Below are 21,533 nucleotides of genomic sequence, written 5' to 3' on the forward strand. Positions count from 1 at the left end.
AGGGATCATACTGCTTTACCTTTTTCTATGTTCATTGATGTCAGCGCGCCGGCCAGCTCTGCCAGTCGCTTGCCCTGAGCGTGGCAGAGTTGTTTTTCTTCGCTGCTTAATGTGGTGACATTATTGGCCGCCAGGTGCGTTACACCATAGGGCGTGCCGCCGGTTGTTGTATTGTGAAGTGCCGGTTCAGAATACGGCAGGCCTGCGATCACCATACCGTGGTGAATTAGCGGCAACATCATCGACAATAACGTCGACTCCTGACCACCGTGCATGCTTGATGTGGAGGTAAACACGCAGGCCGGTTTGTTGATAAGCGCACCGTTTAACCAAAGTCCACTGGTTGAATCGAGAAAGTGTTTCACCGGCGCGGCCATATTACCAAAGCGGGTAGGGCTACCAAGCGCCAGCGCACTGCAACCGGTTAAATCGTCGAGGGTGACATAAGGCGGGCCGACAGCCGGGTCGTCCGGTTGTTCTGCATCCGGATCCGATGAGATAGGCGGTACAGTGCGAATTTTCGCTGTAGCGCCGCCTGCCTCAACACCCACACCAATAGCCCTGGCCAGTTGTTCTGTGGCACCGTGACGGCTGTAATACAGGATCAGTACCGGTGCCATTATCAGAGAATGTCCAGCACGGATTCCGGTGGGCGGCCAATTCGGGCTTTGTCTCCGTTAATCACAACAGGGCGTTCCAGCAGTTTCGGGTATTCTGCCATAGCCGCAAACCGCTGTTCGTCGGTCACATCAGCGCCATTAAGGCCAGCTTCTTTATATTCCGCTTCTTTTACCCGCATCATTTTTTTCACGTCGTCCAGGCCCAGCTTTGAAAACAGAGACTTTAACTCAGCTTCACTTAATGGCTCTTTTAAATATTCAACCACGTCGGCTGCAATGCCTTTTTCTTCGAGAAGTTTTAGCGTTTCGCGACTTTTTGAACAACGCGGGTTATGCAGTATTTTTATTTCAGACATAGTATTCTACTTATTCATTGTGTTGTTATGATAGCGCCAGTTGTTGTACTTACGGTTATCGGGTTGAACAGATTGAAAATTGTCGCAGATTATAAACGAATTACGCAACAACGTGGATCTTTCCGTGTTGTCATCATGGTTTTGGTTGGTTTGCTGGCATTGGCAGGCGGTATTGCCCTTAGAAGCCTGCAGCCGTTAACCCTTAACACGGTGCAGGGCCAGCCTTTCAGCTGGCAAAGCGAGCAATGGACCGTGGTCAACTTTTTTGCTGAATGGTGTCAGCCTTGTCTGCGGGAAATTCCCGAACTCAACCATGTATACAATGACCAACAATACAGAGTGCTGGGCGTGAGTTTTGACGAACTCGATCACGAAGCACTCAGTGGTGTTGTCGCACGGCAAAACATCCGCTTTCCGGTAGTGATTAGCGAGGCAGTAGCGGATTTGCCGGTATCCATGCCCATTGTGCTGCCCACTACTTATATTATTTCTCCCGCCGGCGAGGTGACCATGACCATTCGCGGCGAAGTAACTCAACAAAAGCTGCAAAAGGCCATTAAACAGGCCCAATCAGAACTGCTTTAGCTTTTCCTGTTCGTCTCTGAATTGCTGGATCCGGGCCCGGATCCGCTGCTTTTCCAGGTGATCGTCGCCTGTGTAGTTGTAAGCGTGCTGTAACTCATCGATGGCATTAGGATAGGCGCCGTACAACGCCAGTAACTCCGCTTTGCTCTGGTGCATCCCTTTATAGGATTTCTGCGCCTTATAAGCATTGCTTAATAACTGATAAGCCAGCTGATCGTGAGGGTGAACCAGCAAATAATCACGAATAAGCTCAATGGCGGCATCGTGATTATCATTGGCCATGTAGGCATTGGCCAGGTTAAGCACCACCACACTATTACGTGGTTTATGTTCCAGCTCTTTTTGCAGCATAGCAATGGCTTCATCCGCTTTACCCATGGCCAGCGCAATGTCGGTGGCTAAATCAACGTAAAACAGATTGCCCGGTGTTCTGGCTAGTAGCTGGTCGTTGATTTGTTTGGCTTTGAGGTTTTCCTCATTAGCCAGGTAAGCAATGGCAAGGCCATAAAGACCGGCATCGCGGATGGCGAAGGTGTCATTTTCCACCACAGCCTTAAAGTGTTCCAGCGCATAGTCCGGCTCAAACTGATAGCGTGCCAGCAAGCGGGCCTTGGCCAGATTAAACGACAAGCTGGGGCGCAGTCTCACGTCCGGGTAACGGCGCATGCGATTACGGGCATCGGCGATCCGTTTTTCGGTTAAGGGGTGGGTGAGCAGCCGTTCGGGTGGTCTGGAACTGGTGCGATACTCTTCGGCCATTTTACCAAAAAAGGTTGAGGCAGCTTTCGGATCGAAACCGGCCTGATACAAAATATCAATGCCAATACGGTCGGCTTCCTGCTCGTTAGAGCGGGTGTAATCAATGTTCAGCTGGTTTGCTACAGCCGTAGAGGTTTGCATGGCAGCAATACCGGCTTCCGGATTAGCCATGGCCAGCAGGATACTGCCTAGCATAGAGGCAATCTGTAACGGTGAGCTGCGCTGTTGCGATAATGCTCTGCGGGCCAGATGGCGCTGGGTAACGTGGGTTACCTCGTGGGCGAGCACTGAGGCTACCTCACTTTCGGTATCGGCCCGGGTGATAATGCCGGAATGTACGCCAACGTGACCGCCATAAAAAGCAAAGGCGTTCATTACGCTGTTGTTAATAATGAAAAACTCAAAGGGAAACTTGGTGTTTTCGGCCTGCAGGACCAGCCGGTTACCCAGATCCTGAATGTATTCGGTAAGTACCGGATCGTCAATAACCGGTGCCTGGCCGCGCATTTGCCGCATAATGGCATCGCCAACCAGCATTTCTTTATCCAGAGTAAGGACCTCTGATGCCACTACGCCGATATCCGGCAGCGTGTTTTTATCGCTACCGATTGACTGGCCAACAGAGGAAACCGGCAACAAAGCCGTAGCTATGCCCATCGACACACCCAGGATACCGGATCGAAAAAATTGTCTCATTTTCCCTCAAATAAAGCCTGATACTGCTATATATACGACAATCTGACAGCATTCAGTTCCCTGAATTTGATAATATATTTCAGATTTCACCCTTTTAATGCCATTGCTTACAAGCCTGATAAGGCAAAACCGCAATGGTGCAGATGGTCTGATCACACCACATGGTGGGCCCGGGTGCAAGTTCTATGCGTTACAATTCAAGTGTTTGTCGGTATAGTAACGCTCTTTATTGTTGAGTGCCGGTAGTTAGCTTTGGCGCCGGGCAGTAACCCTACTGCTGGCGAAAATGCGTGAAGGAATGATGAATGTTTAGTGTTTTTGGGCGCTGGTACAAACGCAAGTTTTCCGACCCTGATGCAGCGATGCTGCTTATCCTTATTTTAATCAGTAGTGCATTGTTGCTGCTGTGGGGCGACATGCTGATGCCGGTTATTGTGGCAGCGGTGATTGCCTATCTGCTCGACTGGCCGGTAACACAGTTAAACCGAATGGGACTGGGACGTTCGCCCGCGGTAGGGCTGGTGTTATTGTGTTTTATATTAATCATGGTGTTACTGGCCATTGGCCTGGTCCCGGTGGTTACCAAACAAAGTGTTAGTCTGGCGCAGGAATTACCGACCATCTGGCAAAACGCCCAGTCCTGGTTACTGACCCTACCGGATAAATACCCGGAATACGTACAGTTTTCGCATATCTACGAAATGATGGAAGGGGCTAATCAGCGTCTGGTAGATTTTGGTGAGCAGGCGTTATCGGCGTCTATCGGCTCTATCACCAGTGTGGCAGCCTTATTGATTTACTTTATTCTGGTGCCGCTGATGGTGTTCTTTATGCTGAAAGACAAACAGTATTTCACCGACAGCATCTCTCGTATCCTGCCCAAGGAACGTCGCCTGATTGCTCAGGTGGGTAACGAGATGAACGTACAGATTGCTAATTACATTCGCGGTAAAGTGATTGAAATTATCATTGTCGGTGCGGTGTCGTGCGTAACATTTGCCATTATGGATCTGCGCTACGCCTTGTTGCTGGGTGTACTGGTTGGCCTTTCAGTGCTGATACCGTACATCGGTGCTGCCGTGGTAACCATCCCGGTTGGCGTAGTGGCCATGTTTCAGTGGGGCATTTCCCCGGAATTCTGGTACCTGATGGTCGCCTACGGCATTATCCAGGCGCTGGATGGTAACCTGCTGGTGCCAATTTTATTCTCGGAAGCGGTTAGTCTGCATCCCTTATACATCATTATCGCTGTGTTGTTCTTTGGCGGTTTATGGGGCTTCTGGGGCGTATTTTTTGCTATTCCACTGGCTACACTGGTAAAAGCGGTGGTGACCGCCTGGTCGTCCTCGCCTGAAATTACACAATAGATAGAGCCTGAATTAGCAATGAAAAATAAAACCAGATGCGATGCTGGTGTTTATTTGCCCAACTTAAATCACCTCATTAAGTAGACGCTTGTTATAGCTGAGTGATAGATGGTTTTTGAGTAATTTGTGCACATCGTTAATAAGTATATGATGGACTTTTGCTCAGTTAGGACGTTCACAGTTTGCAAGATGAGAGGGCCGTTTGATTCTAAACATAGTAGTAGCAGTTTCAGTTTAGCTTTAATGATAAAACGATCCAAAAAAGGTCTGCTATGCGCAGACCTTTTTTAATTTAATCAGAGTTGATCAACTTTTTCTTTTCCGGGAAAACACCATACCAGCAAGTGTTAAAGCCAACACACCCAAAGTTGATGGTTCTGGTACTGAATTAACAGAAGTTGTGGTGAAGTAGAAATTATCCAAGCCTTCTGCTTGGTCGCTGTTTGAAAACATCGTTATTTGTCTAACGTAAGTGCCGCCACTCAAAATAGCGCCAAAATAACCATCTGAAGAATCTATACTCAAAGACTCAATGGTGTTGTCAGACAAAAACAAATCAATCGAAATTGTACTCGCTGAATACAGAGAATAAATTTCAGTACCAAATGCGTTGATACCAGTATTTAAAAATGAAATAGTCAGGTTGTTTACAAAATAGTTAGAATAAATCTGCTGTGACCCCGTGCCTGCATAATCACCTAGCAATATATCATTAGACTCAAATCCATTCGTATCAAATACGACACCCGACTCGCTAAAACTGGGCATCACATCAGTGGCATTTTCAAAATCAATAACAGTACCACTTGTGCCTGCATCGGTTATAAAATCAGTCTCATTGGAATAAGTAATTAATCCAGCATTGGCTGAAGTGGCTAAGATACAACAAACAAAAACTAACAAACTTCTCATGTTCACTCTTCCTACAACTTTAACTATATATTAACGTCCAGATTGATTAAGCGAAATATATGCCAATAACTTAAAGTTCTGAAATTCATTAAGAAAGTATTGTTGTGGTCATTAGATATGTTATTTAATGTAAATAAACCTGACATTATACTTTTGGTGTATTGGGATGAGAGGTCACTCTTGCACCTTCTTATGAAACTTCAATTTTTAAGTCGTTTGAAATTTAGTCTGGACACAAGGTGCTATCGCATTTCAGTCGAAATGAAATCCAAAGTCGAGAATGCATAAAATTTGTCTCTATAAATGTAGCCTCACCACAAATATATGCTGAACGCATAAAAAGAGAGACCTGGGATAGTAATGCTCGTTTAAGTGGATAATCAGACTTTTACGTGGTCACGATTAGTGTTGATTAATGTTAGAAGGCGTAGTTTTTTATCGATGTGAAGAGCACGTAGTGAGTGTCAGACCATGTTGAAAAGAACTATGGCAATAATCATAAGCACGCTGAAATTGGCAACACATGTTTTATGCACACATTTAAAAATGAATTTTTGAGTTGCAGCAGGGGGTCAGCATGACCCCTTTGATTTAATAAGAAATTTATAATGCTTGTTTAAATAACGCCAGAGTTTGTTGCCAGGCGCGTTCGGCCTGTTTTTCGTTGTATACCTTGGAGTCCGGTGGCGTCCAGCCATGCAGGGTGTTGGGGTATACCTCTATATGGGCGGTCAGTCCGGCTGCCTGATAAGCTTCTTTCAGCATGGGCTGCATCTGCGGTGATCGCTCATTGTCATTCTCTGCAATAGCGTGCAGGGCCAGCGCATCCGACTCACTAATAGTGTGGTGAGGACTATCCTGCTTATCTGTTGCCAGTCCGCCGCCATGGAAACTGGCAATGGCGCCAATTCGTTTGGGCATGGCTGCGGCAGCAAACATGGTAAACGAACCACTCATGCAATAACCCATTAATGCACCCTGACGTTTGGCATCCACCGCAGACTGCTGATCAAGAAAAGCAAAGAATGCTTCGGCATCACTGACTACTGCTGGCTGAGTGAGTTTTTCACGCATAGGGGAGAGGACCTGCCAGGCCTGCTGGGAAGGAAATTCTACCCCTTCAGGTAAGGCCGCTCCGCTGACATCCCGATAAAAAGGATTGACCACTAAGACGGCATAACCCTGTGCAGCAAGGCGCTGTCCCATCAGATCAAAGGCTGCTCTGCGGCCCTTGATGTCTGGCCACATTACCACGGCCGGATGTTGCCCGGTTTTCGGTGCCGTAAATAAACAGTCTGCGTTGCCGTGCGGGGTCTTTACAGTCACTTCCTGCTGCATAATGCTTTCATCAGCAACAGCAAACTGAGGTAATACGGCACTTAACGTGCCCAGTGCCAGTAGCTGATTAAACTGCCGGCGATTTAATTTTCCGCCTTGCTCGGTAAAACGCTGAATATCCTGTTCGGTTGAATTATCACACATGGTGTTTCCTCAATAAGGGGGGCAGAGGAACAGTATACGTTGAAATGACGGGTAAAGATTGAACTGGCAGGAACTGTTATGGCAGGCCGGGCGACCTGCCAATTAGCGGCGTTATTCGCCGTTATTCAGGTAATTGAGGATCACCAGGTGATGTTCCTTGGTCTTAAACTTATTAAAGACCTGTTCAACATTACCTTCTTCGTCAATTAAGAAGGTAATGCGATGGATGCCATCGTATTCTTTACCCATAAATTTTTTCGGGCCCCATACGCCAAAGGCATCGGCAACGGTATGGTCTTCATCGGATAACAAGGTAAAGTTTAACTGTTCTTTTTCGATGAACTTTGGCAGACGTTTCACTGCGTCCGGGCTGATACCTAGCACTACGACATTGTTTTGTTGCAGTTCGTTCTGGATGTCGCGCAGGCCCTGGGCCTGAACGGTGCAGCCTGGGGTCATGGCTTTAGGATAAAAGTAAACCAGTACTTTTTTGCCTTTTAGTGATTCCAGAGAAACCGGGTTACCGTCCTGATCGGGCAGACTAAAAAGCGGCGCTGCATCACCGGCAGAAAGCGTATTCATATTATTATCCCTTATGTTTATCAATAATATTGGATGTCAGGTGTAGCACCTGACACAGCAAATTCAGGTTGTAGCGAAACTCCGGCATGGCAACATCGTCAGGGATATTCACCACCAGCTTAAACCGCATCATCTTATGGCCGGTTTCATCATCCACACTGGTGGTTTGACGAAAGGCGCTGATAGAGACCTGCTGGTCGGCAAAAAAGCGGGTAATGGCCTGGATCTGCCCCGGGTTATCCACACCATTAAATTCAACATCGTAGAGGTGAGTCAGATTTTGTTTGGTGTGTTCGCGAGTACGTTTCAGAATCGATAACAGATCACGGCGCTGGCACATCTCAGGGATGCTGAGTTCTACCCGGGTGATGGCGTTATGGGTGCCTTCGATAATCATCGTTAACGAAAATTCCTGACCGTAAATAGCATGTCTGCTGTCAAGAATATTGCAATCCGATTCGCTGACCAGTGTGGCAATATCACTGAGAATACCCACCTGGTCGGTACCTAAGATAACCGCAATTAACTGTTGTTTCATGGACCTGACTCATATTAAGGGGCGCAGATTCTAACATAGCCGTGGCCAAAGTCGAATCGGCCGCAGGGATGATTTTGTCACCCTGAAAACCTGCAGTGAGAGTTAAACGGTTTTAAAACACCGGCAGCAAAAATAAAAACCGTCAGTTTCTGGTAATAATATGCGATCCGCGCGTTCAAATGCTTGTTTTTAACCAGTGCGGCAATTACCATGTGCGCTCGCAAAAAGTGGAGAGAATATGTTTACCGGTAGTTACGTTGCGCTTGTCACCCCAATGTTTGATGACGGCCAAATTGATTATCCTGCGCTGCGGGAATTGGTTGAGTTTCATATCCAACAGGGCACTCATGGTATTGTGTCGGTAGGCACTACCGGCGAATCCGCCACGCTGCCTTTTGATGAACATATTGAAGTTGTCAGACAAACGGTAGAAGCCGCTGCGGGCAGAACCAAAATTATTGCCGGAAGTGGGGCAAACTCCACCTCTGAAGCGATTTTTCTGAGCGAGCAGATGGCTGGCCTAGGAATTGATGGTTTCCTGAGTGTTGTACCTTATTACAACAAGCCTCAGCAAAAAGGCATGATTGCCCATTTTGAGGCAGTAGCCGACGCCACTGACTTACCGGTACTTCTATATAACGTACCAGGCCGCACCGTTGCCGATATGTTACCTGAGACCGTAGCAGAACTGGCCAAACACCCTAAAATTGTTGGCCTCAAAGACGCTACCGGCGATATTGCCCGTTTAAAAGCCACCCGGGCATTGGTAGACGATGACTTTGTGTTGCTGAGCGGCGATGACGGCACTTCATGTGAATTTTTATGCGAAGGCGGTCACGGCGTGATTTCTGTTACGGCCAATGTGGTGCCGGCAGCTATTGCTCAAATGTGTGAAGCAGCGCTGGCCGGCGATAACGCCCGTTGCCGCGAGCTTAACGCCAGCATCGAAAAGCTGCATTCTGCACTGTTTATTGAACCAAACCCGGTGATCCCAAAGTGGGCATTGTATAAAATGGGTATGATGAAAAGCCCATTTTTACGTTTACCGATGGTTTTACCGGAACTTGCGAGCCAAAAAAGCATCGAAGCGTTGTTACATGAATACGCTTTAATTTCAGAATAAGAGATAACTATGAATAAAAAACTGGCTTTGGTCAGCGGTATTGCCAGCCTTGTTCTTACTGCTTGTGCTTCACAACAAGAACGCGTGACCGCCTCTGGTAGTTACGAATACTTAAAATCTAAAGAACGCACGCAGTTGCAAGTGCCGACCGAACTTGATGCGCCGGAATTTACCAGCGACTACAATATTCCGGCTTTACAACAGTCTGCCGACTCCACTCTGGTGGGACGTAACCTTGAAGTAGTACCGCCAGCACTGGTGATCCCGCTGGTACAGGGTTCACACGTAGAAGAGGGCTCTAAAGGCGCCACTGTGCTGCTGGATCAGGTAAGAGATACAGAAACACTGGATAAAACAATCTGGAACTCGCTGATTGGTTATCTGGAAGAACGAGGCATCAGTGTTGAAAACTTCAGCCCGGAGCAGGGTGAGTTAATCACCGGCTGGATGAACGTTGCCCCGGCCAGCACCGAAGAAGGTAATGGCGGCTGGTTCGACTGGTCTTCGGATGAAGGTGAAGTAGCTGGCAAAGGGCGCTATAAGTTTGATGTTGAGTTAAAGCCCCATGGTCGTACTGCGCAGCTGAGCGTTGCACTGATGGATTATGAGCGTGGCGATAAGTCTGTGGAAGACTTAAATGCCATGGAAAAGCGCCGTGATGAAGTCATGGTGTTAAACCGGGTAATCAGCCACTACGAATACCTGAACCAACTTGAAACCAACCGCCGTATTGCCCAAATCCGCCAGGGTCTGGATATGGAAATGGGCTTTGATGACGACGGTAACCCGGCTTTCGTGTTAGATGCTAACTACGACATTGCCTGGCCGCGTATCCAACTGGTATTGCGTAAACTGGGTTTCAACGTAAAAGATTTAGATAAGTCGAACGGATTGATTTTTGTGCAGTATACTGATGAGCAGGTGAGTTGGTGGCGTGACCTGTTTTCGTCAGACGATGCACAGTTGCTGGATTATGAAGACTATCGCCTGAAGGTGACAAAATTAGGCCCTAAAACGTCTATCACCTTTATGGATAATGAAAGCACACCATTTGATGCCAAACAGGTTGCTGATCTGTTCAAACCTTTTGAACAGGTAATGACCGAAGACGGCTTAGACATTTAATACGAGACCTATAATGGAAAAACGCGACGAGCTTTATCGAGGTAAAGCGAAAACTGTTTATCACACAGACGACAGTGAAAAGTTAATTTTATTGTTTCGCAACGATACTTCGGCCTTCGATGGTGAAAAAATCGAACAGTTAGATCGTAAAGGCGAGGTCAATAATAAGTTTAACCACTTTATCATGACCAAGCTGGAAGAGGCCGGTATTGCTACGCAGGTAGAATCACTGCTATCAGACACCGAGTCACTGGTTAAAAAGCTGGATATGATCCCGGTAGAGTGCGTTGTGCGTAACGTAGCCGCAGGTTCTCTGGTTCGCCGTCTGGGTGTGGAAGAAGGTCAGTTACTGAATCCACCGGTGTTTGAATTCTTCCTTAAGAATGACGCGCTGCACGACCCAATGGTGAATGATTACCATATTGAGTCATTTGGCTGGGCCACTGCCGCTCAGGTAGCCCGCATGAAAGAGCTGACATTCGCCGTAAACGATGTACTTAAAGCATTGTTCGACCAGGGCGGTATGATTTTAGTGGATTATAAACTGGAATTTGGTGTGGACATCGCTGGTAACATTGTACTGGGTGATGAGTTTACGCCAGACGGTTGCCGTTTGTGGGATAAAGAAACCCGCAAGAAGATGGATAAAGACCGTTTCCGCCAGGGCCTCGGCTCAGTGGTTGAAACCTATATAGAAGTGGCAGAACGCTTAGGCTTAAAGCTTTAAGCGTGTTCTGACACCCTAGCTATTTTAAAAACCCGCCAGTGTGCGGGTATTTTTTTGTCGTGCGCCGGGCATGGTCTCTAATAACCATAAAATTACCCGGGTGCAGAATAGGCGCAAAGTGGTATTGAATTTAGTTAACAATATGTAACTATGAGTAAAAATGCTGAGCAGGACATCCTATGGCACTGATTAAACTGGTATTACTCGCTGCGCTGGCAATGACAGCCTTTGCCGCTAATTCGCTGCTTTGCCGGATGGCGCTGGTAGAAACCGATATCGACCCGGCATCCTTTACCTTCTGGCGATTAACCAGTGGTGCGCTGATGTTAACCCTTCTGGTGGTTATGCGTAACCAAAAACCGCTACAGGAAGGTAATATGGCTTCGGCGATAGCGCTGTTTGTGTATGCTGCCGGCTTTTCGTTTGCCTATGTCAGCATGACTACAGGAGCCGGTGCTTTGCTGCTCTTTGGCGCAGTGCAGGTGACTATGATCAGTTGGGGGTTGTTTAAAGGCGAAAGAATGAGCGCGTTGCAATGGGGCGGATTTCTGCTCGCCCTGATTGGACTGATACTGCTCCTGCTACCTAATGCGGCAGTACCACAGCTTTCCAGCGCACTGATGATGCTGGCGGCAGGCATAGCCTGGGGTGTTTATTCGTTAAAGGGTAAGGGCGCCAAATTTCCCATTGAAGCTACCGCCGGTAATTTCATCCGCGCCACGCCGCTGGCGCTGGTATTGCTGGTAATATTCTGGCCGGGCGGGGAGTTTCATGCTGAAGGCATGGCTTACGCCGTTGCCTCGGGTGCTATTGCCTCGGCATTAGGTTATGCCTTGTGGTACAGCATTCTGGTGCACATAGCGGCGATTAAAGCCGCAACATTACAATTATCCGTGCCAGTGCTGGCGGTTTTTGCCGGATGGTTGTTCTTAGATGAACCGGTCACGCTGAGGATCATCTTAAGCTCTCTGGCCGTTATTGGTGGGGTTGCCATGGTTATTTGGGTGAAAAAGATAGCTAATTGATAACTTTTTATACTAAAAACCCATTGTTCCTCTGGCTAACTGCTAGCACAGAAAGTCAGTTGTACTTCCAAACTAACTTAACAATATGACTTTCAACGGCTAGTGGTGATACGTTTTAATTCTGAATATTAAGAAACTTGTTAGCTTTGTTATTTTTATCAACAAGTTAAATAAAACTAACACTAAAGTATAAAGACGGCTGGCCGATATGGATATCAGGAAGTCGTGAAGTAATCATGTAAGATGTCTCTAGTTGTTGGTCACAATTCGTCGGCGCTCAATATTCAGCGTCAGTTGTTGTCGGTAACAAACCGACTGAACCAGTCTTTTGAACGCCTTTCCTCCGGCTTTCGCATCAACAGCGCGGCCGATGACGCGGCCGGGTTACAAATAGCTGATCGGTTGCAAAGTGATGTGATATCAACCCGTCAGGTGGTGCGTAATCTTAATGATGGTATTAGCTACGCGCAGATTGCAGAAGGGGCATTAGACGAGGTCAATATGGCTGCGCAGCGCATGCGCCAACTTGCCGTGCAGGCGCAAAATGGTATTCACTCTGATAGCGATCGCCTGGCATTAGACAAAGAGTTTCAGCAATTAAAAAGCGAGATCGCATAGCTTACGAGACAGAAGCGTTTGGTCGTCATCCATTATTATCACCCACTACATTGTTATTTGCAGATAACTCACCAGACAATGTGACATTGGGCTCTGGTCAGCAAATAGTGAATAATCTGCCTTTTAGTGGCAGCGGCAATGATTTTTACTTTATTCCGGCAGATTCCGAAAATATCCGCTTTACCTTTGATTCTTATAGTCTGGATGATGATATTCACCTGTTCACCACCGGCGGCGAGCATTTAGCCGGAGTAGAAGTATCGGCAGTCGGTGATCCGCTGGCTGATTTCAACTGGCAGGATCTCGGTGTTGATTTAAGCAATATTGATTCGACGTTTTTAACTACCGGTAATGGATTTGATGCCGGAGCCACTTATGACGCCAGTAACATTAATGCTGCGAATGCTGTGGGTACCACAGTGACTTATAGTGGCGACGGAGATCTGGATAATGACGGCCGTATTTTCACCGGCGAGACTGATGTAGAAATCATTACGTTAACCGGTACAACTAATCAGGATATCATTCTGGCAGTCTCTGGGCAGAGTTCAGGGAGTTCTTATCAGGGCAGAATATCCTGGGATCGGTTGGGCGGTGTGGCCAGTGCTGCCATTCAGGAGGCTGAACTGGCTGATGAAAATCCCGAAGAAGACGTTAAAATTACCACATCTGCAGCAATAAACAGGCCCCAGGATTACCATGAAATTGCCAAAACACCGGCTACAGCAGCCGATTTGGGGCTTACCGGCTTATCGTTAAGTACCCAACAGCAGGCAGAAATTGCTCTGAATGCGCTGTCCGGCGCTATTGATGATATTGGTGAAAAGCGGGCTGGTTATGGTGCTGTGCAGAATGCCATGCAATCCAATTTACGGAATCTGTCGATTCATGCCGAAAACACTCGTGCGGCACAATCACAAATAAGAGATACAGACTACGCCAACGAAACGGCCAGCCTGGCGAGAAATCAAATCATTCAGCAGGCCAGTCAGTCACTACTGAGTCAGGCTAACCAGCAACCGGAAATAGCCTTAACGTTATTGAATGGCTAGGTGCTAGAAACCCAGTTTAATTTTTAAATGGCTTGTTGGTTTGCAGCAGCAGGGCAGGATTTCATCGTCGTCAATAAAGGCGAGGGGATCTGTAGTGTATTCCACTTCGCCTTCCAGCAAGGTGGTGCGGCAGGCACCACAAAATCCCTCGCGGCAATGGTATTGCACGTCAATCTGTTGAGATTCAAGGCTTTCCAGCAGCGTTTTATCGGGAGAAGCGGTCACCGTTACCGTATCGACAATGTCGATACGGTAGGTGTTGTCGCGGTCGGTCATTGCCGGTTATTTAGAGTTCGAAATCGGCAAAGTCGTCTTCGCTAACGGCTGAATCAATCTGACCTACCAGGTATGAGCTGATTTCAGATTCCTGTGGTGCCACCTGAACATTGTCGGAGATCAGGTAGTTATTCATCCATGGCAGCGGGTTAGAGGTAACGTCATAGGGCTGACCCATGCCGATAACGGCCATACGCTGGTTAGCAATGTATTCAACATACTGACACAGAATTTCTTTATTCAGGCCAATCATAGAGCCATGCTGGAACAGGTACTCTGCCCATTGCTTTTCCTGCTCTACCGCTTTCATAAAGATAGATTTGGCTTCCTCGGCGCATTCCTCGGCGATTTCTGCCATCTCCGGGTCGTCCTTGCCTTTGGCCCACAGGTTCAGGATATGCTGAGTGGAGGTCAGATGCAGGTTTTCATCGCGGGCAATCAGACGGATAATCTTGGAGTTACCTTCCATCAGCTCACGCTCTGCAAACGCGAAAGTACAGGCAAAGGATACATAAAAACGAATCGCTTCCAGTGCATTTACTGAGTTCATACACAGGTAGAGCTTTTTCTTCAGCTCGCGCATGTTAACCGGGTAGGGCTGACCTTCGTTGGTGTACATGCCTTCGCCCTGAGTTTGCCAAAGCTGAGTGGCATAGATCAGGTCGTCGTAATACTTGGAGATGTCTGTTGCACGACGTTTAATTTCGTCGTTCACCACGATATCTTCAAAGATACTGCTCGGATCGGTAAACAGGTTACGCAGAATATGCGTGTAAGAGCGAGAGTGGATGGTTTCAAAGAAAGACCATGTCTCTACCCAGGTTTCCAGTTCCGGCAACGAGATAATCGGCAGGAATGCGATATTCGGGCTGCGGCCCTGCACAGAATCAAGCAGCGTCTGATATTTCAGGTTAGAAATAAAAATGTGCTTTTCCGGCTCGGTCAGCTTTTGAAAGTCGACCCGGTCACGGGTGACATCCACTTCTTCCGGACGCCAGAAAAAACTAATTTGCTTTTCGATGAGCTTTTCAAAGATCGAGTGTTTTTGTTGGTCGTAACGGGCTACGTTAACCGGATTACCAAAAAACATCGGCTCGTCGAGCTGATTCACATTTTGCTGATTAAACGTGGTGTATTTCATATTTTATTATCACTTCACTAGCGCAATAAGACGCCCGGCATAAGCCGGGCAAATGAACAATTATTATATTTTACAAGCGCCGCCGGCACAGTCGTCATCTTCTTCGATAACCACTTCCTGGGCTGCTGGTTTAGACGCTGTTGCGGTTGTCGACTCAACCGGCGCGTCCGCTGCACCATCACGGGTGTTATGGTAGTACAGGGTTTTAACGCCCAGCTTGTACGCGGTTAATAAGTCTTTTAACAGTAAGCGCATTGGCACTTTGCCGTTTTCGTACATAGACGGGTTGTAGCTGGTATTGGCAGAAATCGTCTGATCAACAAACTTTTGCATAATGCCGCACAGTTGCAGATAACCATCGTTAGAGGGGATATCCCACAGCAGTTCGTACTGGTCTTTAAAACGCTCATATTCCGGTACTACCTGTTTAAGTACGCCATCTTTGCTGGACTTAACGCTGATATGGCCGCGTGGTGGCTCAATACCATTGGTGGCGTTAGAGATCTGCGATGAGGTCTCTGATGGCATCAGTGCCGACAGGGTAGAGTTACGTAAGCCGTGCTCTACGATGTCTTTGCGCAGACTTTCCCAGTCAAGATGCAGTGGTTCATTGCAAATAGCGTCGAGGTCCTTTTTGTACGTATCAATCGGCAGAATGCCTTGTGAATACGTGGTTTCGTTAAACTTAGGACATGCGCCTTTTTCTTTAGCCAGATTGTTTGAGGCTTTAAGCAGGTGATACTGCATGGCTTCAAAGGTTTTATGTACCAGGCTGTTAGCACTGAAATCAGAATATTTAACGCCGTTCTTCGCCAGGTAATAAGCAAAGTTAATTACCCCTATACCCAGGGTACGGCGGTTCATGGTGGCGTTGTAAGCAGCAGGTACCGGGTAGTCCTGATAATCCAGCAGGCTGTCGAGTGCGCGAACGGCCAGGTCAGACAGTTCCTCAAACTCATCCAGAGACTTAATGGCGCCTAAGTTAAAGGCAGACAGCGTACATAGGGCGATTTCACCGTTTTCGTCGTTAACATGCTCAAGTGGCTTGGTAGGTAACGCGATTTCCAGACACAGGTTGCTCTGACGAACCGGTGCCACTTTTGGATCGAACGGGCTGTGGGTATTACAGTGATCCACGTTTTGCAGATAAATACGGCCAGTGCTGGCACGTTCCTGCATAAACAAGCCAAACAGTTCCATGGCTTTAATGCGTTTTTTGCGGATTGACTCGTCCTGCTCGTACTTAACGTACAGTTCTTCAAACTTAGGCTGGTCGGCGAAGAATGCATCGTACAGGCCGGGTACGTCTGACGGGCTGAACAGCGTGATGTAGTCATCTTTCATCATGCGCTGATACATCAGCTTGTTAAACTGCACGCCGTAGTCGAGGTGACGTACACGGTTTTCTTCTACACCACGGTTATTTTTCAGTACCAGCAGTGATTCAACTTCCATATGCCACAACGGATAGAACAGCGTTGCTGCACCACCACGGACGCCACCCTGAGAGCAGCTCTTAACCGCCGTCTGGAAGTACTTATAAAAAGGAATACAACCTGTGTGGAACGCTTCACCGCCGCGGATAGGGCTGCCCAGTGCACGGATACGACCAGCATTAACACCGATACCGGCACGCTGACTCACGTACTTAACAATGGCACTGGCTGTGGCGTTAATTGAATCAAGGCTGTCGCCGGTTTCAATTAATACACAAGAGCTGAACTGACGGGTAGGGGTCCGCACGCCCGACATGATCGGGGTTGGCAGAGATAGCTTAAACGTAGACGTTGCATCGTAAAAACGACGAACGTATTGTAAACGGGTCTCTTTCGGGTAGTTGGCAAACAAACAGGCCGCTACCAGAATATACAGGAACTGAGCACTTTCGTAGATCTCACCCGTTACACGGTTCTGAACCAGGTATTTACCTTCCAGCTGTTTAACGGCCGCATAGCTGAAGTTCATGTCACGCCAGTGATCGATATAGCTATCCATCTCGGCGAATTCTTCCGGCGTGTAGTCTTCTAACAGGTGAGTATCATACTTACCCATATCAACCATACGGGCCACATGATTAAACAACTTAGGTGGCTCGAATTCACCAAACGCCTTTTTACGTAGGTGGAAAATCGCCAGACGAGCTGCCAGATACTGGTAATCCGGTGCATCAGTTGAGATCAGATCTGCTGCTGATTTAATGAGGGTTTCATGGATCTCGGCGGTTTTGATACCGTCGTAAAACTGAATGTGGGCTTTAATTTCTACCTGTGATACCGAGACATTGTTGAGTCCCTTTGCTGCCCAGGTAATTACTTTGTGAATTTTCTCCAGATCAATGGGCTCTTTTTCACCATTGCGTTTGGTGACAGATAAATTGTTATTCATTTTAGTGGCCGTTTGTCAGTTAGCGCTGTTCGCGGGGCAAGTTTGCACTGCCCAATTTGTTTTAAATTATTAATTTCGAAGGGATCCATCGGCGATCGCTTCGATCCGTGAATGTTTAATCCGCCTGAGAAATACCTGCATCAGTCGGTTTTTTAAACAAGACTGCTATCGGATAACCACAAGATAGTGAGGTTTTGGCTTTAATGCAACCCAATATCTGGTGCTTAAATCAACGATCAAATCAAGGCTGGCAAAAGGTTAGTATTGACTAACCTTTTAGGTTTGAACAAAGCAAGATTTGACTGAATGCAAGCACTTTAGATTTTTTTTGCGATCGCTTAAAACAATTTATTCCGAATATTTAATTTTTATAAATATGCGATATATAGTGCCAAGCTATAAACATGGACACTATATATTGTGTGTCGTCAAGATTTTTCACATTGCAATATGTAGTTGACGTCAACGTTACGATCCGATAATACGAACGCCTGATTGAAGGGATCAAAATGCAAACCGGTGGCAGATCGGGTAAACAGGCCCGCCTGATCGGCAATTTTCATTAGCTCAGATGGTTTGAGAAAACGTTGATACTGGTGCGTGCCCTTAGGCACCCATTGTAATACATATTCAGCTGCCACAATGCCCATAAGATAGGCTTTAAGATTGCGATTTAAGGTAGAGAAAAACACCTTACCGCCAGGCTTAACCAGTTTGGCACAGGCACTAATCACCGAGGCCGGGTCGGGCACGTGCTCAAGCATCTCCATACAGGTTACTACGTCATAGGATTCAGGCTGTTCGTCTGCCAGGGTTTCAACACTCACGCAGCGATAATCTACTTTAACACCTGTTTCCAGACTGTGTAGCTGAGCAATTTCCAGTGAGGCACTGGCCATGTCGATGCCGGTAACCTCGGCACCTCGAACAGCCAGCGATTCAGCAAGAATGCCGCCGCCACAGCCTACATCGAGGATTTTCTTGCCAAATACGCCTGCGCACTTTTCCTCTATAAAGGAAAGGCGTAGCGGGTTGATAGCATGCAAGGGTTTAAACTGGCCTTGTGGGTCCCACCAATGGGCAGCGATTTCAGAAAACTTGTCGATTTCCGTTTGATCTACATTTTGCTGTGTTTCTGTCATGAGCGTGAGTTTTCATCTTACCTGAAGTTAAAAATCCGCTTTACATTACCGCAAATCGGCAATCTGCACATGGCTTATTTGCAGCCGGGTTTAGCAATCGCGCAAAATTTAAACGCTTAGGAGATAACTGATGGTAAGGATGCATTAATCACTACATAAATGCTGATTTGGGTGATAAACTCATTGGTTATTTAGAAGACCCCCAATGCGTGATCCAAGGGGATCCGGACGCAGGATCGTCAGGTATCTGCAGGATTGCGACAAACTTATAATAAGGGACCAAGCAGTTTATGACTGATAACGCCAAAGAAATTCTCCCCGTTAATATAGAGGAAGAGCTCAAAACGTCGTATCTGGATTATGCGATGAGCGTTATCGTTGGGCGCGCGCTGCCCGACGTACGTGATGGCTTAAAACCGGTACACCGCCGTGTACTGTTTGCCATGAATGAGTTGAAGAATGACTTTAACAAACCTTATAAAAAGTCTGCCCGTGTAGTGGGTGACGTCATCGGTAAATATCACCCCCACGGTGATTCTGCCGTATACGATACCATCGTTCGGATGGCGCAGCCTTTCTCCTTGCGCTACATGCTGGTTGACGGACAGGGTAACTTTGGTTCGGTCGACGGCGACTCCGCCGCAGCAATGCGTTACACCGAAGTGCGTATGGCAAAAATTGCCCACGAACTGCTTGCTGATTTAGACAAAGAAACCGTGGACTTCGTGCCAAACTATGATGGCACCGAGCACATTCCGGATGTGTTACCCACCAAAATTCCCAACCTGCTGGTAAACGGGTCTTCAGGTATTGCCGTAGGGATGGCAACCAACATTCCACCGCATAACCTCACCGAAATTGTAAACGGCTGTATTGCATTAATTGACGAGCCATCACTGGATGTCGATCAGTTAATGGAGCACATCCCGGGTCCGGATTTTCCAACCGCCGCTTTAATTAGTGGCCGTAAAGGTATCGTGGATGCCTATCGTACCGGGCGTGGCAAAATCTATATGCGTGCCCGTGCCGAAATCGAAACCGAAGACAACGGTAAAGAAACCATTATCGTTACGGAAATTCCGTATCAGGTAAACAAAGCCCGCTTAATCGAGAAGATTGCCGAGCTGGTAAAAGAAAAACGTATCGAAGGCGTTTCTGCACTGCGTGACGAGTCTGATAAAGACGGTATGCGTATTGTGGTTGAAGTGAAACGTAACGAGTCGGCCGAAGTGCTGCTTAACCACCTGTATGCTAATACTCAGATGCAAACCGTATTTGGTATTAACATGGTGGCGCTGGATAACAACCAGCCAAAAGTGTTTAACCTTAAGGAAATTCTGCAGGCGTTTATCTTACACCGCCGTGAGGTGGTTACCCGCAGAACAGTCTACGAACTGCGTAAAGCCCGTGACCGCGCGCATATCCTTGAAGGCCTGGCCATTGCACTGGTTAATATCGACCCGGTCATTGAACTGATCAAAGCCTCACCAAGTCCTTCAGAAGCCAAACAAGCGTTAGTGGCGTCTGGCTGGGAGCTGGGTGATGTAGCGGAAATGCTGCAACGTGCTGGTAATGATGCGGCGCGCCCTGATTGGCTGGAGCCGGAATTTGGTATCCGCGACGGTAAATACTACCTGACTGAGCAACAGGCTCAGGCGATTCTGGACCTGCGTTTACACAAGTTAACCGGTCTTGAACACGAAAAAATCCTCGACGAATACAAGCAACTGCTCGAGCTGATTGCCGAGTTACTGCACATTCTGGGTAGCCCTGAGCGCCTGATGGAAGTAATTCGCGAAGAGCTGGAAAAAGTGCGTGATGAGTTTGGCGATGAGCGCCGTACAGAAATCACCGCAGCCAGCCACGATATTGATTTAGAAGATCTGATTGAACGTGAAGAAGTGGTTGTCACGTTGTCTCACGAAGGTTACGTGAAGTACCAGAAATTGTCTGAGTACGAAGCGCAGCGTCGTGGTGGTCGCGGTAAGTCAGCTACCAAGATGAAAGATGAAGATTTCATTGAGAAGCTGCTGGTTGCCAATACCCACGATCATATCCTGTGTTTCTCAACCCGAGGCCGTCTGTACTGGCTTAAGGTTTATCAATTACCACTGGCCAGCCGTAATGCCCGTGGTCGTCCGATTGTAAACATTCTGCCGCTGGAAGATGATGAGCGTATCACCGCTATCCTGCCGATTAAGGAATTTGAGGAAGACAAGTTCGTACTGATGGCTACGGCCAATGGTGTGGTGAAGAAAACCAGCCTGACCATGTACTCACGTCCTCGCTCAAGCGGTATCATCGCAGTGAACCTGAATGAGGGTGACGAGCTGATTGGTGTTGCGATTACCCATGGCGATGATGACATCATGCTGTTCTCTGATGCCGGTAAGGTGGTTCGTTTTAACGAGAAGCTGCGTGATTCTGAAACCGGCGCCGTTAAACTGGATCCGGAAACTGGTGAAGAGCTACTGGCACTGCGTCCAATGGGCCGTACTGCAACAGGTGTTCGTGGTATTAAGATGCCAGATGGCCAGAAAGTCGTGTCGTTAATCGTACCTCGTGGTGAAGGAGCGGTACTGACCGCTACCGAAAACGGCTACGGTAAACGCACACCGCTGGAAGATTACCCGGCCAAGAGCCGAGCAACTCAGGGTGTTGTGTCGATTAAAGTCTCTGATCGTAACGGCAAGGTTGTTGGCGCGGTACAGGTAGATGAAAACGACGAAATCATGCTGATCAGTAATGCCGGTACGCTGGTAAGAACCCGTGTGAGTGAAGTGTCTACCGTTGGGCGAAATACCCAGGGTGTTAGGCTGATCCGTACTGGTGAAAACGAGCAACTGGTAGCATTACAACGCATCGAAGAGATCGAAGACGCCGAATTAATAGAAGCTGAAGGCGATGAAGCCGAAGCCGTCGATACAAACGCCGCACAAGACGGCGCAGACGAGTCAACGACAGACGAATAATCCTGCGTTAAAGGATACAACAAGCATCGCAAGCGGCTCTTAGTGCCGCT

19 protein-coding genes and 1 pseudogene are annotated in these 21,533 nt (G+C 47.6%); 9 read left to right on the plus strand and 11 right to left on the minus strand.

The genetic code is table 11. The features are described from left to right. Window positions 1–5 precede the first annotated feature (5 nt). On the minus strand, window positions 6–620 hold the full coding sequence (gene wrbA / locus D9T21_RS02940; protein WP_123323653.1) for an NAD(P)H:quinone oxidoreductase: 615 nt from the start codon (window positions 618–620) through the stop codon (window positions 6–8). Between the two features lie 2 nt (window positions 621–622). Continuing rightward, a complete protein-coding gene (gene arsC, locus D9T21_RS02945; protein ID WP_123323654.1) occupies window positions 623–976 on the minus strand; it encodes an arsenate reductase (glutaredoxin) in 354 nt (117 codons plus the stop codon). Between the two features lie 72 nt (window positions 977–1,048). Here arsC and D9T21_RS02950 point away from each other — a divergent pair, with 72 nt between their 5' ends. After that, on the plus strand, window positions 1,049–1,561 hold the full coding sequence (locus D9T21_RS02950) for a TlpA family protein disulfide reductase (RefSeq protein ID WP_164464561.1): 513 nt from the start codon (window positions 1,049–1,051) through the stop codon (window positions 1,559–1,561). On the opposite strand, the gene bepA is transcribed toward D9T21_RS02950, so the two are convergent. Beyond that, window positions 1,547–3,016: a beta-barrel assembly-enhancing protease gene (gene bepA / locus D9T21_RS02955; RefSeq protein WP_123323656.1), complete on the minus strand. Its 1,470-nt coding sequence runs from the start codon at window positions 3,014–3,016 to the stop codon at window positions 1,547–1,549. The two genes, D9T21_RS02950 and bepA, sit on opposite strands and share 15 nt — an antisense overlap. A 305-nt stretch (window positions 3,017–3,321) precedes the next feature. Here bepA and D9T21_RS02960 point away from each other — a divergent pair, with 305 nt between their 5' ends. Then, window positions 3,322–4,383, plus strand: a complete 1,062-nt coding sequence (locus D9T21_RS02960) for an AI-2E family transporter (RefSeq protein WP_123323657.1) — start codon at window positions 3,322–3,324, stop codon at window positions 4,381–4,383. A gap of 306 nt (window positions 4,384–4,689) precedes the next feature. On the opposite strand, the gene D9T21_RS02965 is transcribed toward D9T21_RS02960, so the two are convergent. The 4 genes from D9T21_RS02965 to D9T21_RS02980 all read right to left on the minus strand — a co-directional run bounded on the left by D9T21_RS02965 (window position 4,690) and on the right by D9T21_RS02980 (window position 7,897). Further along, on the minus strand, window positions 4,690–5,295 hold the full coding sequence (locus D9T21_RS02965) for a PEP-CTERM sorting domain-containing protein (RefSeq protein ID WP_123323658.1): 606 nt from the start codon (window positions 5,293–5,295) through the stop codon (window positions 4,690–4,692). A 603-nt stretch (window positions 5,296–5,898) separates the two neighbouring features. Then, the gene (locus D9T21_RS02970; RefSeq protein ID WP_123323659.1) at window positions 5,899–6,777 is read right to left on the minus strand and encodes a dienelactone hydrolase family protein; all 879 of its coding nucleotides are present in this window, start codon (window positions 6,775–6,777) and stop codon (window positions 5,899–5,901) included. A gap of 111 nt (window positions 6,778–6,888) precedes the next feature. Then, on the minus strand, window positions 6,889–7,359 hold the full coding sequence (gene bcp / locus D9T21_RS02975; RefSeq protein ID WP_105933244.1) for a thioredoxin-dependent thiol peroxidase: 471 nt from the start codon (window positions 7,357–7,359) through the stop codon (window positions 6,889–6,891). Window positions 7,360–7,363: 4 nt separating this feature from the next. Further along, window positions 7,364–7,897: a glycine cleavage system transcriptional repressor gene (locus D9T21_RS02980; protein ID WP_123323660.1), complete on the minus strand. Its 534-nt coding sequence runs from the start codon at window positions 7,895–7,897 to the stop codon at window positions 7,364–7,366. Window positions 7,898–8,135: 238 nt separating this feature from the next. On the opposite strand from D9T21_RS02980, the gene dapA reads away from it, so the two are divergent. From dapA to D9T21_RS22675, 6 genes and pseudogenes are all read left to right on the plus strand, one after another. Next, a complete protein-coding gene (gene dapA, locus D9T21_RS02985) occupies window positions 8,136–9,020 on the plus strand; it encodes a 4-hydroxy-tetrahydrodipicolinate synthase (RefSeq protein WP_123323661.1) in 885 nt (294 codons plus the stop codon). Between the two features lie 9 nt (window positions 9,021–9,029). After that, window positions 9,030–10,145, plus strand: coding sequence for an outer membrane protein assembly factor BamC (gene bamC / locus D9T21_RS02990; protein ID WP_123323662.1), 1,116 nt, complete (start codon window positions 9,030–9,032; stop codon window positions 10,143–10,145). Window positions 10,146–10,158: 13 nt separating this feature from the next. Beyond that, complete coding sequence (purC, locus tag D9T21_RS02995) at window positions 10,159–10,872, plus strand: phosphoribosylaminoimidazolesuccinocarboxamide synthase (RefSeq protein ID WP_123323663.1); 714 nt, start codon at window positions 10,159–10,161, stop codon at window positions 10,870–10,872. Between the two features lie 179 nt (window positions 10,873–11,051). Next, on the plus strand, window positions 11,052–11,897 hold the full coding sequence (locus D9T21_RS03000; RefSeq protein ID WP_123323664.1) for a DMT family transporter: 846 nt from the start codon (window positions 11,052–11,054) through the stop codon (window positions 11,895–11,897). A gap of 243 nt (window positions 11,898–12,140) precedes the next feature. Continuing rightward, window positions 12,141–12,512 (plus strand): annotated as a pseudogene (locus D9T21_RS03005) (flagellin N-terminal helical domain-containing protein); the annotation flags it as partial. A gap of 83 nt (window positions 12,513–12,595) precedes the next feature. Then, window positions 12,596–13,567 (plus strand): flagellin, encoded by a 972-nt coding sequence (locus D9T21_RS22675; protein WP_164464559.1) that lies wholly within the window; start codon window positions 12,596–12,598, stop codon window positions 13,565–13,567. Between the two features lie 3 nt (window positions 13,568–13,570). On the opposite strand, the gene yfaE is transcribed toward D9T21_RS22675, so the two are convergent. From yfaE to ubiG, 4 genes are all read right to left on the minus strand, one after another. Beyond that, window positions 13,571–13,843, minus strand: a complete 273-nt coding sequence (yfaE, locus tag D9T21_RS03010; RefSeq protein WP_123323665.1) for a class I ribonucleotide reductase maintenance protein YfaE — start codon at window positions 13,841–13,843, stop codon at window positions 13,571–13,573. A 10-nt stretch (window positions 13,844–13,853) separates the two neighbouring features. Then, complete coding sequence (gene nrdB, locus D9T21_RS03015) at window positions 13,854–14,984, minus strand: class Ia ribonucleoside-diphosphate reductase subunit beta (RefSeq protein ID WP_123323666.1); 1,131 nt, start codon at window positions 14,982–14,984, stop codon at window positions 13,854–13,856. Window positions 14,985–15,047: 63 nt separating this feature from the next. Next, window positions 15,048–17,369, minus strand: a complete 2,322-nt coding sequence (gene nrdA, locus D9T21_RS03020) for a class 1a ribonucleoside-diphosphate reductase subunit alpha (protein WP_123323667.1) — start codon at window positions 17,367–17,369, stop codon at window positions 15,048–15,050. A gap of 428 nt (window positions 17,370–17,797) precedes the next feature. Then, window positions 17,798–18,511: a bifunctional 2-polyprenyl-6-hydroxyphenol methylase/3-demethylubiquinol 3-O-methyltransferase UbiG gene (gene ubiG / locus D9T21_RS03025; protein ID WP_123323668.1), complete on the minus strand. Its 714-nt coding sequence runs from the start codon at window positions 18,509–18,511 to the stop codon at window positions 17,798–17,800. A gap of 290 nt (window positions 18,512–18,801) precedes the next feature. Between ubiG and gyrA the strand changes: the two genes are divergently transcribed. Continuing rightward, window positions 18,802–21,483, plus strand: a complete 2,682-nt coding sequence (gene gyrA, locus D9T21_RS03030; RefSeq protein ID WP_123323669.1) for a DNA topoisomerase (ATP-hydrolyzing) subunit A — start codon at window positions 18,802–18,804, stop codon at window positions 21,481–21,483. Window positions 21,484–21,533: the final 50 nt, after the last annotated feature.

The organism is Marisediminitalea oceani (assembly GCF_003731635.1).
GTDB lineage: Bacteria > Pseudomonadota > Gammaproteobacteria > Enterobacterales > Alteromonadaceae > Alteromonas > Alteromonas oceani.